This window comes from Bradyrhizobium sp. (assembly GCF_030697065.1).
Lineage (GTDB): Bacteria > Pseudomonadota > Alphaproteobacteria > Rhizobiales > Xanthobacteraceae > Bradyrhizobium.
On the sequence record NZ_JAUYQU010000215.1, the window covers coordinates 1 to 14,820 of the forward strand.

The window sequence follows — 14,820 nt, forward strand, 5'->3', positions numbered from 1 at the left end:
CATCAGCTGGAAATTCGGCTTGGCCTCCTGGACGGTGAGGTTGGGCGCGGCCTTGACCTGCTGGATGAACTGCAGCGGAATCTGGTGGCTGACGTCGAACTGTCCGCCCAGCATGGCGGCGACACGGCTCGCGTCCTCCGGTACGATCTTGATGCTGAGCTTCTCGAACTTCACCGGACCCTTGTTCTGGTACATCGACGGCCCCCATTTGTAGGCGTCGTGGCGCTTCAGCACGATCTCGGTGCGCGGCTGCCAGCTCTCGAAGCACCACGGTCCGGTGCCGTCGATCGCCTTGATGCCGTAATCCTTGCCCAGCGATTCGACGCTGTCCTTGTTGTGGATCGCGTTGGTGTACATCGTGAGCTGCAGCAGCAGTTCGGAGTAAGGCTCCTTGAGTTCGTACTCGACCGTATAGGGATCGGGCGCGCGGAGTTCCTTGATGTCGCCGGCGCGCCAGGCGTAGGGCGCCTTGGTCTCGGGATCCTTCAGGCGCTTGAAGCTGTAGATCACGTCGGCGGCGGTGAATTTCTTGCCGCTGCAGAACTGCACGTCGTCGCGCAGCTTGAACGTGTAGGTCTTGCCGTCCGGCGAGACGGTCCACGACTTCGCGAGATAGGGGATCGCGGTCTTGCCGTCCCAGTCGAGCGCCAGCAGCGTGTCCTGGAACATGTTGACGATATCGGAGGTCGGCGACCAGGTCGTGCGCTGGCCGTCGTAATGCGGCGCGTCCAGCGACTTCATGACCTTCAAGGTCTGCGCCCCGGTCGCTGAAGAAAATCCGGCGATCCCAAGAAGCGCCACAGCGGCGGTTAAAATGCCTCGCATCGTCCTTGCTCCCTTGTTCGAGTTTCCAAAGTGAAGCGTCCAGTCCCTGCAGAATGTGCATGCCATCCACGGATCGGTCCTGATCATGTCTGCAGCCTCGGATCGAGGACGTCGCGGAAGGCGTCGCCGAGAAGGTTGGCGGCCAGCACGATCACGAAGATCGCGCAGCTCGGGATCGTCGCGATGTGCGGCGCCATGAACAGGAAGTCGCGGCCCTGGGCCGCCATCATCCCGAGTTCGGCGGTCGGCGGCTGCGCGCCCATGCCGAGGAAGCCGAGCGCCGAGCCGATCAGGATGATCTGGCCGAAGCGCAGGGTCAGGAACACGAAGATCGTGGAAATGCAGTTGAGCGTCAGGTAGCGCCAGATCAGCGCGCCGTCCGATACGCCCACCGCGCGGCCGGCTTCCATGAATTCCTGGCCCATGACGCCGACAGCGGCACCCCGCGCCACCCGCGCGACGTCGGGCACGGTGGCAACGACCAGCGCGATGACCACGGCGGTGAGGCCCGCGCCGAAGATCGCGGCCACCGCGAGCCCGATCAGGATTGCGGGGAAGGCCAGCATGACGTCCACCAGCCGCATGATCCAGCCGTCCAGCCGCCGGTAATAGGCGGCGAGGATGCCCAGCACGCCGCCGAGCAGGCCGCCGACGATCACGCCGACCAGCCCGAGCATCAGCGTGCTGCGGGTGCCGAAGATGGTGCGGCTGAGAATATCGCGGCCGGTGTTGTCGGTGCCGAACCAGTGCTCGGCGCTGGGCGGCTGCATCACCTTGGTGAGGTCGGTGAAGTAGGGATCGTAAGGCGAAATCCACGGCGCGAACAGCGCTGCCAGCACGATTGCCGTCAGCAGCAGCGCGGCGGCGGCCGCCACCCGGTCGCGCGCCAGCCGGCGCATGATGCCGGCGCGGGCGAACACCGTTGCTTCCGGGTCCGCGGCAAAGGGGGTTTCGAGAGCCTCGACGCTCATCTGCGCTGCACCCTGGGATCGAGATAGACGTAGAGCACGTCGACCAGGAGATTGATCGACAGGAAGGCGATCGCGAGGATCATGATCGCGCCTTGCGCCGTCGGGAAATCGCTCGAGACGATGGCGCCGACCGCGAGCCGTCCGACGCCGGGCCAGGAGAACATGGTTTCCGTGACCACGGCGCCGCCGAGCAGGAAGGCCGCCTGCAGTCCGATCAGGGTGACGACCGGAATCATGGCATTGCGCAGCGCGTGATGGATGATCACCACGGTCTCGCGCAGTCCCTTGGCGCGCGCCGTGCGCACGAAATCGGCGCCCAGCACTTCGAGCACGGCGGTGCGCGTCAGCCGCGCGATCGGTCCGATCAGCACGAGGCCGAGCGTCGTCGCGGGCAGGATCAGGCTCGGCAATCCGCCGTCCCAGATCGGCCCGGTGCGGCCGGTGAACGGCAGCAGCGCCCATTTGTAGCCGACATACTGGATCAGGATCAGGCCGATGAAGAACACCGGCATCGACACGCCCGCCACCGAGCATGCCATGATGACGCGATCGGCGAGTCGGCCGCGGTTCACCGCCGCCAGTGTTCCCAGAGCGAGGCCGCTGGGCACTGCGATCAGCATCGCTCCCAGCATCAGTTCGACGGTCGGACCGATCGTCATCGCCAGTTCTTCGCTCACCATCCTGTTGGAAATGATCGAGCGGCCGAGATCGCCGCGCAGGACCCGCATGATGTATTCGAAGAACTGCACGGGAATGGAGCGGTCGAGCCCGAGCTCCAGACGGATGGCGGCGATGGTCTCGGCGCTGGCATCGGGCCCGGCGATGATCATCGCGGGATCGGCGGGCACCACCTGCAACAGGCAAAAACAGAGGAAGAGAACCCCGAGCAGGGCGGGGATGGAAATCAGCAGACGATGGACAATCTGTTGCCCCATGCGACGCCAACCGGACCCGTTCGGCCAATGGGATGCGCCGCCGCTTGCGCGAACGTTGTGCAGTCCCCTCCCTGGCAGCCGCGCTTCGTCCGACGTGCGCGAGCTTTGTTTATTTCGGGATACTGGCATGCACTGGACGCGGCGTCACGTCCAAATCCGTAAAACGTTTACAACTGCGCGCCCGTGTCGCGTGCGCCCATGGCGATTGCGTTGCGGCGCGGGAACCCGCGCATGATCAAGGCAAGCGGGGCTGACACTCTTCGGAGACAGCGGAAGCCCGGTCTAATTCCGTCACGCGATAAATCGCGAAGAGAAAACCGGAGGTTGATTGGGGAGAATGCGCTTCAGCGCAGCCCTTCATACACCATGAAGCCGCGTGCGACCGCGAGCTTGCGCAACGCGCGGGGAACGAATCGTTGCGGTTGATGGCCGATGTAACGCCACGACGTCAGCTTGAAATCACCGAGCTGGCGGCGATCGCTTTCGAACGGCGCCAGCAATCCGGTCAGGCTGAGCGGCGAATGCGCGCGGGTGTTGAACGGCAGCAGCAGCAACTCCAGATGCGCCGGCCTGCCGTCCTCCGACACGGCGGTTATGCCGGCGACCACCGCCATCATTTCCTCGCAAACCACGGCGATGATGTCCTCGATCTCGCGGCGGCCGTCGGCTGAAAACAGCGCGGAGAAACTGCGATCCTTCAGATCGCAGCCGAGCAGGGCGCAAACCCGCGTTCCCGCGACGCGAAACGGGTAGCCGGCCGCGGCGTCGTAAGACAGCACGAAGATGTCGCCGAGCAATTCGCGCACCGCGCCGGGTTCGATCTCGCTGCGATCGGGGGCGCGCGCGTCGCCGCGCTTCTGGTCCCAATAGGCGAAGAACTCTCGGCTTGACGGATGTTTCATTCTTCGGCCTTGACCCTGGCGCCCGGCCTGCCGGGACAGATCTGTCCCGCTTTCGCCCACGCGCATTCCCCGATTTGTCTTGCAAGACTGGCTTTGCAGCGTCCATGCCGTTGGCGTGTTTTCGCCGCGCGGGCGGCGTCTTTGCGCCGTTAACGTTAAATTAACTATGAGCTTGGGGAACGGCGCAGAGCTGGCTAGGGTCCGCTCGCTCTCGTTCGCCGGTTTTCTCCAGGGGCCGGCGAGTTTTTGCAGAGGTGGCGTCAAACAGTTTGGTCATCATGCGGGGAGGGGTGGGGATGTCACCCGGGGCCTTGCACGGAAAAGATCAGCACGGATGAGGGAGGGTGTCTCAGCACCCTCCCTTTTTCCTTGAGTGTTCGGAAAAGCGACCAGAACCCGGTCATGTCTCGTGTCGCGGACGCAGCATGGCGCGTAGAGGCGCTGCACCGCGTCCGGGACAGGAGCAGGCCCTTGCGCTGCCCGGCCAAGCCGCCTATTGGGGCGCAATCGCTCCCGTTAGCCGCCTGCTTCAGGTTTGAGCCCTTGGAATCCCCGCCAGAATTGCCGCAGGACAGCCCGCGCGAACCGATCCTGACGCTGCCGGGCGCGCTGACCGCCTATGTGCTGCTGCTCGCGGTCATTCACCTGCGCGTGCTGCTGCCGCCGGATCTGGAATACTGGACCATCGAGGTGTTCGGCTTCATTCCGAAACGTTACGATTCCACGCTGCTGGAGTTCGCCTTTCCGGGCGGAACCGGCGCCAAGATCTGGACCTTCGTCACCTACTCGCTGCTGCACGCCAATCTCAGCCATCTCGGTTTCAACGTGCTGTGGCTGCTGCCGTTCGGCAGCGCACTGGCGCGCCGCTTCGGCGCATTCAGGTTTTTCGCCTTCATGGCGGTGACCGCGGTGGCCGGGGCGCTGGCGCATCTGGTCACCCATCAGCATGCGATCGCGCCGATGATCGGCGCTTCGGCGTCGGTGTCCGGCGCGATGGCGGCCGCGATCCGCTTTGCCTTTGTGCAGGGAAGCTTCCTGTCGTTCCGTCGCGGTGACGCCGATGCGGCGGCGCGCGTGCCTGCGCTTTCGTTGATGCGTGCCTTCCGCGACCCGCGCGTGCTCGGCTTTCTCGCGGTCTGGTTCGGTGTCAACATCATCTTCGGGATGGGATCGATCTCGATCGGAGCTGACGGCGGCAGCGTCGCCTGGCAGGCGCATATCGGCGGATTCTTCGCAGGCCTGTTGCTGTTTTCGCTGTTTGATCCGGTCCCGCGCGAGCCTGCCGATGCCGCGGATGCGACCTTCCCCGATCTCCCGGATCGCGGTTGAACATCGCTTGCGGTGCAACGCGATTTCATTCATCATCGCCGATCTGTGCAGCGGGGCTTAAGCCCGTAAACGTGCTTATGGCCGTGCTCGCCGAACGCGCCTGCAACGAAACCGGCGCCAGTCTGTTGATTGAAGACTCTAGGGAATAAGGTCGCGCGCGCTTCACGGCGCGATCGGCCTCAGGGAGACGACAATGACGGTACGTGCAATTCTCGATACCAAAGGCCATCAGATCCAGAGCGTCGAGCCGGACGCCAGGCTCTCCGCTGCAATCAGGATTCTGGCGGATCGGAAGATCGGCGCCGTATTGGTCATGAGCAAGGGCCGTATCGAGGGAATCCTGTCGGAACGCGACATCGTGCGCGTGCTCGGTGAACGCGGCGCCGGCGTGCTGGAGGAACCGGTCAGCGCCGTGATGACCCGCAAGGTCATCAGTTGCAAGGAGTCCGATACGGTCGCCGCCATCATGGAAATGATGACATCGGGAAAATTCAGGCATCTGCCGGTGGTCGAGGAAGGCGCGGTGGTCGGCCTGATCTCGATCGGCGACATCGTCAAATGGCGGGTCAGGGAATTCGAGACAGAGCAGGAAGCGCTGCAGAACTATATCAAGACCGCCTGATCGACGGCGCCGCTATCACGGCGCCTTGTCGACGACAGCGCCCGGCTCGCCGGGCACCGGCGCCAGCATGTGGATGGCTTCCTGGATCGAGTCGATGGCGCGCTCGGCGGCGCGGGCGCCATGGGCAATCAGATCTCCGGCGCGGTGGAAATCGAACCAGCCGATTTGGCCGACGCGGGGCGTGATCAACAGATCCGGCGGATCGCCGGCGAGGCGGGCGCGGGTGATGCGGTCCTGCATGATATTGAACGCATCCACCATGACCGAGGAAATGCCCGGCCGTTGGCCGCTGCCGAAGAACTCGCGCTTCATGGTACGCTCGGCGGAAAACAACCGGCCGAAGCCGCGTTTCGGCGGAGCCGGCTCGGCCGCGGTCTCCGGCGCTGCGGGGGCCGGCCCGTGGGCATAGATCGTGGTGGAGAAGATGTCGCTGCAGAGATTGGCGGCGATGACGATCTCCGCCCCCAGCGCGCGCGCGGCCGACACCGGCACCGGATTGACCAGCGCACCGTCGACCAGCCAGCGATCGCCGACCAGGACGGGTGAGAAAATCCCGGGCAACGCGTAGGAGGCGCGCATGGCATCGACCATGCGGCCGCGGGTCAGCCAGATCTCGTGCCCGGTGCGGACTTCGGTCGCCACGGTCGCGAATTTCAACGGCAAGTCCTCAATCAGGGTCGGGCCGATCGCGGCTTCGAGCTGCGACGCCAGACGGTCGCCGCCGATCAGTCCGGAGCCGTTGAGGCGGATGTCGAGATAGCCGAGTACATTGCGCGGCTGCAGGTCGCGCGCCCATTGCTCCAGCGTATCGAGCTGCCCGGCGGCATAGGCGCCGCCGACCACGGCGCCGATCGAGGTGCCGACCACGACATTGGGAATGATGCCGTGCGCCAGCAATGTCCTGAGAATTCCGATGTGGGCGAAGCCGCGGGCGGCGCCGCCACCAAGCGCCAATCCGATCACCGGCCGCCTGATACTGCCGAGCCCGACCTTGTCCTGGTCCTCGGCGCCGCGTCCGATCAAACTCTTCAGCACCTGACACTCCTTGCCGGGCAAGGCTCTTCGCTAGGATTCAGCCCGGTCAGCCCGTCCATAAGCATAGTCCGTGCCGCGGACCCGACTGTGACGGGATCGCGACGCAGGGGAACCCTACCAACTCCCCGACATTTTTTTTGGTTCCATCGCCGGAACATCCTGCGAACGTTTCGTCACAGGCTTGAATTTGCCGCGTTTTCAGTGAAAAGCATCTTAATGGCATCAGGGGATAAAGGGACTGCTGGATCCGGGTGGGGCGGACGCCTGTTCCCCGCACTTGCGTTCGCCGCAATTCTGGCGGCCGCGCCGGCAACCCCTGTCTCGGCTCAGATGTTCAGCGACCGGCCGCCGCCGGTGCCGCCGGCGTCGGTCCCGGAAGCGCCTTCCGGACCGGCGATGAATCTGGCTCCGCCGTCCGGTCCGGCGTCTATTCCGACTTTGCCCGCGCCGCTGACGCAGCCATCGGTGGCCGCGGTGCCCCCGGTGGTTCCGCCGCCGGGCACGGGCGCATCGACCGCCGGCCAGGCGGTGCTGTCGCTGACGGCGCGCTACGGCAAGGACCTGCCGGTCATCAACAACGGGCTGGTGTGGCGGGTGTTCGCCGACAAACCCGATGAAACCGGCGTTTTCAAACTGATCCGCGAGGATCGCGGCGCCACGCCAAACATCGTGCTGCCGCCGGGCGGCTATGTCGTCCATGTCACGATGGGTCTGGTCAGCGCGGTGCGGCCGGTGACGCTGAAGTCCGAGACCGACCGCGAATCCTTCGTGCTTCCGGCGGGCGGTCTGCGCATCGAGGGCCGTGTCGGCACCAGCCGGATTCCGCCGAACCAGATTTCCTTCGCGCTCTACAAGGGCAGCCAGTTTGACGGCGACCAACGCGCCTCGCTGGTGCCGAACGTCGCAGCCGGCGATGTCGCGCTGCTGACCGAGGGCACCTATTACATCATCTCGAATTACGGCGACGCCAATTCCGTGGTGCGCTCGGATATCCGCGTGCAGGCCGGCAAGCTGACCGACGTGGTCATCACCCATCGCGCCGCGGTGATCACCCTGAAACTGGTGAGTGACAAGGGCGGCGAGGCGCTGGCCAACACCGCCTGGTCGGTGATCACGCCGGGCGGCGACGTCATCAAGGAATCGATCGGCGCATTCCCGCGCGTCGTGCTGTCCGAAGGCGAATATCGCGCCATCGCCAAGAACGAGGGCAAGGTGTTCGAGCGTCCCTTCAATGTCGTCAACGGCGTCGACGGCGAGATCGAAGTCGTTGCGCGCTAGGCGCACGGCTTCCGCTGTCATCAAGGATCCTGCGCAGCGCGCCGACTGCGTCGCGCTCGTCGGGCGATCTCCGGCCTCGGCCGCAGTCTGAACGTCATCACTAAGGCCGAAGGCCGTCGAGGCGCTCGGCGGGCGCGCATCGAAGGCGGCGTGAACCGGTCGGTCAGAACCGCGTGACGATATCGGCGAGTGCCGGGCGCGGGCGGTCTTCGCTCGGCTTCGACGGCGTGCCGATATGAATGAAGCCGGCGAGCTTTTCGCCGGGCGTTATTCCGAACCCGTGCAGCACGTCGCGATCGAAGGCGAACCAGCCGGTCAGCCAGTTCGCGCCGTAGCCGAGCGCGGTCGCAGCTGTGACGATGTTCATGGCGCTGGCGCCCGCGGATAATTCCTGCTCCCACGCCGGCACCTTGGGATGCGGTTTGGTGAAGCTGACCACCGCAATCACCAGCGGGGCATCCATCAGCCGGCGCTTCTCGATCTCGATCTCGGCGGCCGGCGCCTGCGGGTTCTTTCGTGCGAAGACATTGGAAATCACCTCGCCGGCGCGGGCGCGGGCGTCGCCTTCGAACACGATGAAGCGCCACGGCGTCAGCTTGCCGTGATCGGGCACCCGCGCGCCGATGGTCAGAATGGTCTCGAGCTCGGCAGCAGAGGGGCCGGGACCGCTCATCTCGCGCGGCTTTACCGATCGGCGAATTTTCAGGAGTTCAAGGGCGTCGGGCATCGAGGTTCCAGTGCTTCAAGGGTGTGAAGCAGATATCTGCTTCTGCGATGCGATAGCAAGCCGCCGCTGTTTAGCGGACCTCCAGTCTGGCATTCCGGTCGGACATCCCGAGATCGAGGCGATGAAGCCGGATCATTGATCCCGGTCAAAGAGCCTGGAAGAAATGCCCGTATCGTACGTTAAGTCGCCTTTGGACCCCCAGCCGATGTCGGAATCGCATAAAATCGATCAGAACCCGACGGAAGGCCATCCGACCGAGCGTAATCCGGTCAGCGCGGTCAAGCTTCCGACGGCTCTCACCGCCAGTATCGATGCGTGGGCCAGGGCCCATGCCGTCAATCGCTCCGAGGCGATCAGGCAGTTGATCGAGTTGGGCCTGACGTCGGAGGCCACGGCCGGCGTCAAACCGGTCCCGCGCCTCAATGCGATCGCGGTCGAAGAGCAGGTCGCAAGCCAACTCGATCAATTCATCGATCCGGACACGCCACAGGAAGAGCGCGAACGCCGCATTCACCGGCTTACGGAAGGCCCGCCTGAATTCGTCGATCTGCGGATTGATCTGCCGAAACGAAGGTCATGAAGTAGCGGGCCTGCCCGGGCCGAACCGGTCAGGCGGATTTACGTCCGATCCCGTTTGGCCGGCATTTTCGCCGCCCGCTCCAGCAGATCCTTGCCGAGATCTTCCAGGATCTGCCGGGTCGCCAGAAACAGGCTGTGGCCCTGGTCGGTCTCGATCGCCAGCGCCACCACGTCAGGCTGGTTGGGATCCGGGATAAGCTGGTAAGCCCGGATCGGATAGGCCGGCAGTTCCTGTTCTTCGGTGATCGGTGCGCGCGTCATCAGGCCTCCAGCCTCGCCCGCTTGACGTCGGGCGGGGTGGCTTCCTCGAGCAGTGCGGCCAGCGCCTCGGCGGTCGACATGACGGTCTGTCCTTCGCTGCCGAGACGGCGGATCGAGACCGAATGGCTCTCGGCTTCCTTCTTGCCGACCACCAGCAGCGCCGGAATCTTCGCCAGCGAATGCTCGCGGACCTTGTAGTTGATCTTCTCGTTGCGCAGGTCGATTTCGACGCGCAGGCCGGCCCGCCGCGCCGCGGCCGCCACCACCTTGGCGTATTCGTCGCCTTCCGAGGTGATGGTGGTGACGACGGCCTGGACCGGCGCCAGCCACAGCGGGAAGTTGCCGGCATAGTGCTCGATCAGGATGCCGATGAAGCGCTCCATCGAACCGCAGATCGCGCGGTGCACCATGACCGGCGCCTTCTTGGAGCCGTCGGCGTCGATGTAGAACGCGCCGAAGCGCTCCGGCAGGTTGAAGTCGACCTGCGTGGTGCCGCACTGCCAGTCGCGGCCGATGGCGTCGCGCAGCACATACTCGAATTTCGGGCCGTAGAACGCGCCTTCGCCGGGATTGATCTCGGTCTTGATGCGGTTGTGGCCCTGCGCCTGGATCTCCGAGAGCACGGTGGCCATCACGCGCTCGGCGTGATCCCACATCTCGTCGGTACCGACGCGCTTCTCCGGCCGGGTGGAAAGCTTGACCGTGAGCTCGCCCTCGAAGCCGAAATCCGCATAGGTCGACAGGATCAGGTCGTTGATCTTCAGGCACTCCTCGGCGAGCTGCTGTTCGGTGCAGAACACATGGGCGTCGTCCTGCGTGAACCCGCGCACCCGCATCAGGCCATGCATCGCGCCCGACGGCTCGTAGCGATGCACCACGCCGAATTCGGCGAGCCGCAGCGGCAGGTCGCGATAGCTCTTCAGGCCGTGCTTGAAGATCTGCACATGGCCCGGACAGTTCATCGGCTTCAGCGCGAACCAGCGCTTGTCCTCGGCCTCGTCGCCGGCGGATTGCGCGGCGAACATGTTCTCGCGGTACCAGTCCCAGTGACCCGAGGTTTCCCACAGCGACTTGTCGAGAATCTGCGGCGCGTTGACCTCGCTGTAATCGCCGGTCAGCCGCCGGCGCATATAGGCGATCAGCGCCTGGAAAATGGTCCAGCCCTTGGCGTGCCAGAACACCACGCCGGGGCCTTCTTCCTGGAAGTGAAACAGATCGAGCTCGCGACCGAGCTTGCGGTGGTCGCGCTTCTCGGCTTCCTCGATCTGCTTCAGATAGGCGTCGAGATCTTCCTGCCGCGCGAACGCCGTGCCGTAGATCCGCGTCAGCATCGGATTGTTGCTGTCGCCGCGCCAGTAGGCGCCCGCCACCTTCATCAGCTTGAAGGCGTTGCCGATCTTGCCGGTCGAGGTCATGTGCGGACCGCGGCACAGGTCGAACCAGTCGCCCTGGTAGTAGATCTTGATCGGCTCATTGCCGGGAATGGTGTCGACCAGTTCGACCTTGAAGGCCTCGCCCTTGTCGCGGAACACCTGCTTTGTCTTTTCGCGGTCCCACACATCCTTGGTGAAGGGCTTGTCGCGCGCGATGATCTCGCGCATCTTCTTCTCGATCGCGGCGAAGTCTTCCGGCGTGAACGGCTCGTTGCGGAAGAAGTCGTAGTAAAAGCCGTTCTCGATCACCGGGCCGATCGTGACCTGGGTGCCCGGCCACAGCGTCTGCACCGCTTCGGCCAGCACATGCGCCGCGTCATGCCGGATCAGTTCCAGCGCACGGGCATCGTCGCGGGCGATGAATTCGATCTTCGCATCGCGGTCGATCGGGTCGCCGAGGTCGGTGACCACGCCGTCCAGCGCCATCGCCACGGTGCGCTTGGCCAGCGACGGCGAGATGCCCTTGGCGATGTCGAGGCCGGTGATGCTTTTGGGGAATTCGCGCCGGGCGCCGTCGGGGAAGGTGACGGCTACCTTCTGCTCGGGTTCCACCGGTTTCAGATTGGTCAGACCGAACTGGAATCCGGACGCGGGTTTGCTCTTGTCGTCGGGCATATGTGTCTCCTGTGGCTCACTCCTGCGAACGAGCGCAGGTAAGCGGAAGCAGCGGTATAGCAGGGGATTCGCCGGACTCAATCCCCCCAGCGAGACGCCTTCAGCCAAATTGATCGCTTGCTGCGCATGGGGTAACTCTGGAAACCGGCTGTTGGGGAATTTCGATCATGGGCAGGTGGTTTGCCGCAATCCTTTCTGTTGTGCTTTGGGGAAATTCCGCTCCGCCCGCATCCGCGCTGGTTTCCCCGGAGTGCAGGAAGGGCGGATTGGGAGTGGCCCTCGCGGAGACGGGAAGAATTATCGACGACTGCACCAGGTTCCTGAAGGGAAAATCCTCCAAGCAGGATCGCATCGTCGCGCATTATCTGCGGGGCGTGACCCTGAGCGCGGCCCGCAGTTTCGACCGGGCCATCGCCGATCTCGATGAAGCGTTTCGACTTGGCCCGAGCGTCGCCGACGACAAGGCGAGGATCGTCGAGGCGCGAGGAACGGTCTGGAAGAAGGCCGGCGAACTCGATCGCGCTCTGGAAGCCTATGAGGAGACGATCCGACTCAGTCCAAATGATCCTTCCGGTTACACCAACCGCGCTATCATTTTCTACGAACGGGGCCAGTTCGATCGCTCGATTGCCGAATACGGCCGAAGCATCGCGGTCAAGAAAACCGCCATCGCCTACAACAACCGCGGCAATACCTGGATACAAAAGGGGGATTTCGACAGGGCCATATCGGATTTCACCGATTCGCTTCGTATCAATCCGAAGTATCAGAACGCCTTCTCCAACAGGGGGAAGGCATGGCGCCTGAAGGGTGATTTGACCCGTGCGCTCGAAGACCAGAACAAGGCGGTCGACCTCGACATACAGGGGCGGGGATCCTTCATCTACATTGCGAGGGCGGATACCCTTCGCTACATGGGCGAATTCTCCCGTGCGATTGCGGACTACAAGAAGTCGTTGCAGAACATCCCGGAATATCTGCCGGCATTGACCGGGCTGGGACTGACCTACGAGAAGTTGGGAGATCTCGCCGAAGCCCGACGCCATTTCGAACAGGCTGCGGCGTCCGCCAATCCAAGCAGGTTTACGGACGTCTCGAAGGAAGCGTTCGAAACAGCGCAGGCACGTCTCGCGGCGCTGCAATCGGGTGGAATTTCTCCTGTCATCGCGGCCCCTCAGCTGAGGGTGGGCAATACAGGATCGATCCCGACGCCGGCCATTGCCGCGCCGATTCTCAACCGGCCGCTCGGCACGCCCGCCGCCGTCCGCCAGGGACGCCGTGTCGCGCTGGTGATCGGCAATTCGGGCTACCAAAAAGTGCCTGCCTTGGCCAATCCGCAGAAGGATGCCGGGGTCATCGCGGCCGCCCTGCGGAACCTCGGATTCGACGCGGTGACGCTCGCTTCCGACGCGACGCGTGAAAAGCTGATCGATGCGTTGCGCAGCTTCGCCAACGAAGCCGAGAAGGCGGATTGGGCGATGGTCTACTATGCAGGCCACGGCATCGAAGTGAACGGCCAGAATTTCCTCATCCCCGTCGATGCCAGGCTCGCCGCCGACCGCGACGTGCAGTTCGAGGCGGTTCCGCTCGAACAGGTGCTGGCGGCGCTGGAGGGCGCGAAGAAGCTGAAGCTGGTGCTGCTCGATGCCTGCCGCGACAATCCATTCGCGCCGCAGATGCGGAAGACGACTGCCCCCGACGCGGTGGCCGCCGCCTCGACCGCCGGCGGTGCCGTCGGCACCCGCTCGATCGGCCGCGGTCTCGGCGAAGTGAGAGTCCATGGCGCTTCGCTGGTGGTATTCGCCGCCAAGCACGGCCAGACCGCGCTGGACGGTGAGGGTGCCAACTCGCCGTTCGCGGTCGCGATGGTCCAGCGCATCGCCACCCCGGGCGTCGAGCTCAACAAGATATTCCGCCTTGTGCGCGATGATGTCATGGAAGCGACGGCCGGGCGGCAGGAGCCCTACACCTATGGATCCTTGCCGGGAAAAGAGGACTTCTTCTTCGTCGCGGCAAAATAAAAGGCGCCGCATCCGGCGAGGCGCCGTGACTGTCCTTTCATTCCGTGGCCCCGTGCTCTACATGCATTTGCATGAAAAATCCGCCCGCCGACGGCCACGTCCCCCGCCGCTTCGCACCAACCGCCCTGATGCTCGGCAATATCGTCACCGGGTGCGCTGTACTGGCTCCGGCGGGCATGTTGAGCGAATTGTCGTCGGGGCTCGGCGTCTCGATCCGCGACGCGGGTCTCCTGGTGACCTTCGGCGCGATCATGCTGTGCGTCGGTTCGCCGATCACGGCGTCGCTGACCAGCCGGATCGAACGCCGCACCCTGCTGGCCGCGACGCTGGCGGTCCTGGCGCTCGGCAACCTCGCCTCGGCGTTCGCGCCGGACTATGCGAGCCTTCTCGCCATCCGCCTCGTCATGCTGGCGGTCGGCGCGCTCTACACGCCGCAGGCCGCCGGCACCGCCGCCCTCATCGTGCCGGCGGAAAAGCGCGGCAGCACCATCGCCTACATCTTTCTCGGATGGTCGCTGGCGGCGGCGGTCGGCCTGCCGCTGATCGCCCTGATTGCCAGCCGTTACGGCTGGCGCACGGCGTATGGCGGCATCGGCGCGATCGGCTGTATCGGTTTCCTGCTGCTGGCGTGGCGACTGCCGCGCGGACTGACGGGCACGCCTGTCAATCTGAAGACTTGGGCCGATGTCGGTCGCAACCGGCTGATCTTGTTGTTGCTCCTGATCACGATGCTGCAGATGTCCGGCCAGTTCGTGGTGTTCACCTTCATGGGCCCGCTGCTGAGAGGACTGGCGCAGGCCGATGCGCACGAGATCGGACTGGTATTCCTGATCTACGGCGCGTTTGGCTTCATCGGAATCGCGCTCGCCACCCGCATCGTCGATTCCTGGGGGGCCTACAGGTCTTCGATGCTGTCGACCACCCTCATACTGACGGGGATAACCGGATGGGCGCTCAGCGCCGGCATCTACCCGCTGATGGCCTGCTCGGTTGCAATCTGGGGATTGGGCTTCGCCTCGACCAACTCGATGCAGCAGGTACGGCTGGTCAGCGCCGCGCCGGCGCTGGCTTCGGCGTCGGTATCGCTCAATACCTCGGTGCTCTATATCGGCCAGGCCGTCGGTTCGGCGATCGGCGGATTGCTCTATGCGGGAGGCTGGCTGCACGCTTCCGGCTATGTGGCGGCGGGCTTTGTCGCGCTGGCACTGGTGACGCTGATGCTGACCAGGCCGGCTACGCGCTGAACAGGTAAAGTGCGGTTCCACGAGCCGCCACCGTGACAAGGTC

At 64.5% G+C, this 14,820-nt stretch carries 14 protein-coding genes; 6 read left to right on the forward strand and 8 right to left on the reverse strand.

All coding sequences use genetic code 11. From position 1 onward, the window contains the following. The 4 genes from Q8R73_RS17090 to Q8R73_RS17105 all read right to left on the reverse strand — a co-directional run. Window positions 1–825 (reverse strand): ABC transporter substrate-binding protein (locus tag Q8R73_RS17090; protein ID WP_305720730.1); only part of this gene is annotated, 825 nt, incomplete at its 3' end. A gap of 83 nt (window positions 826–908) precedes the next feature. Then, window positions 909–1,796 (reverse strand): ABC transporter permease, encoded by an 888-nt coding sequence (locus Q8R73_RS17095; protein ID WP_305720731.1) that lies wholly within the window; start codon window positions 1,794–1,796, stop codon window positions 909–911. Next, window positions 1,793–2,731: an ABC transporter permease gene (locus Q8R73_RS17100; protein ID WP_305720732.1), complete on the reverse strand. Its 939-nt coding sequence runs from the start codon at window positions 2,729–2,731 to the stop codon at window positions 1,793–1,795. The genes Q8R73_RS17095 and Q8R73_RS17100 overlap by 4 nt, the downstream gene beginning before the upstream one ends. A 344-nt stretch (window positions 2,732–3,075) precedes the next feature. After that, window positions 3,076–3,633, reverse strand: a complete 558-nt coding sequence (locus tag Q8R73_RS17105) for a PAS domain-containing protein (RefSeq protein WP_305720733.1) — start codon at window positions 3,631–3,633, stop codon at window positions 3,076–3,078. 543 nt (window positions 3,634–4,176) lie between these two features. On the opposite strand from Q8R73_RS17105, the gene Q8R73_RS17110 reads away from it, so the two are divergent. Together Q8R73_RS17110 and Q8R73_RS17115 are read left to right on the forward strand one after the other, a co-directional pair. After that, window positions 4,177–4,962: a rhomboid family intramembrane serine protease gene (locus Q8R73_RS17110; protein ID WP_305720734.1), complete on the forward strand. Its 786-nt coding sequence runs from the start codon at window positions 4,177–4,179 to the stop codon at window positions 4,960–4,962. A 193-nt stretch (window positions 4,963–5,155) separates the two neighbouring features. Continuing rightward, window positions 5,156–5,584 carry a CBS domain-containing protein gene (locus Q8R73_RS17115; protein WP_305720735.1) on the forward strand — a complete coding sequence of 143 codons (429 nt, stop codon included), beginning with the start codon at window positions 5,156–5,158 and terminating at the stop codon, window positions 5,582–5,584. Between the two features lie 15 nt (window positions 5,585–5,599). Here Q8R73_RS17115 and Q8R73_RS17120 read toward each other — a convergent pair whose 3' ends face one another. Further along, complete coding sequence (locus Q8R73_RS17120) at window positions 5,600–6,619, reverse strand: patatin-like phospholipase family protein (RefSeq protein WP_305720736.1); 1,020 nt, start codon at window positions 6,617–6,619, stop codon at window positions 5,600–5,602. A 216-nt stretch (window positions 6,620–6,835) separates the two neighbouring features. Between Q8R73_RS17120 and Q8R73_RS17125 the strand changes: the two genes are divergently transcribed. Beyond that, complete coding sequence (locus tag Q8R73_RS17125; protein WP_305720737.1) at window positions 6,836–7,897, forward strand: hypothetical protein; 1,062 nt, start codon at window positions 6,836–6,838, stop codon at window positions 7,895–7,897. Window positions 7,898–8,060: 163 nt separating this feature from the next. On the opposite strand, the gene Q8R73_RS17130 is transcribed toward Q8R73_RS17125, so the two are convergent. Then, window positions 8,061–8,624: a nitroreductase gene (locus tag Q8R73_RS17130; RefSeq protein WP_305720738.1), complete on the reverse strand. Its 564-nt coding sequence runs from the start codon at window positions 8,622–8,624 to the stop codon at window positions 8,061–8,063. A 205-nt stretch (window positions 8,625–8,829) separates the two neighbouring features. On the opposite strand from Q8R73_RS17130, the gene Q8R73_RS17135 reads away from it, so the two are divergent. Continuing rightward, entirely contained in the window at window positions 8,830–9,204 is a 375-nt protein-coding gene (locus Q8R73_RS17135) for a hypothetical protein (RefSeq protein WP_305720739.1), read from the forward strand. A 38-nt stretch (window positions 9,205–9,242) separates the two neighbouring features. Here Q8R73_RS17135 and Q8R73_RS17140 read toward each other — a convergent pair whose 3' ends face one another. Then, entirely contained in the window at window positions 9,243–9,464 is a 222-nt protein-coding gene (locus Q8R73_RS17140; RefSeq protein WP_305720740.1) for a hypothetical protein, read from the reverse strand. After that, the gene (thrS, locus tag Q8R73_RS17145; RefSeq protein WP_305720741.1) at window positions 9,464–11,512 is read right to left on the reverse strand and encodes a threonine--tRNA ligase; all 2,049 of its coding nucleotides are present in this window, start codon (window positions 11,510–11,512) and stop codon (window positions 9,464–9,466) included. Before thrS ends, Q8R73_RS17140 begins: the two co-directional genes overlap by 1 nt. Before the next feature lie 272 nt (window positions 11,513–11,784). Here thrS and Q8R73_RS17150 point away from each other — a divergent pair, with 272 nt between their 5' ends. Beyond that, the gene (locus tag Q8R73_RS17150; protein WP_305720743.1) at window positions 11,785–13,533 is read left to right on the forward strand and encodes a caspase family protein; all 1,749 of its coding nucleotides are present in this window, start codon (window positions 11,785–11,787) and stop codon (window positions 13,531–13,533) included. Between the two features lie 71 nt (window positions 13,534–13,604). Further along, the gene (locus Q8R73_RS17155; RefSeq protein ID WP_305720742.1) at window positions 13,605–14,777 is read left to right on the forward strand and encodes an MFS transporter; all 1,173 of its coding nucleotides are present in this window, start codon (window positions 13,605–13,607) and stop codon (window positions 14,775–14,777) included. Window positions 14,778–14,820: the final 43 nt, after the last annotated feature.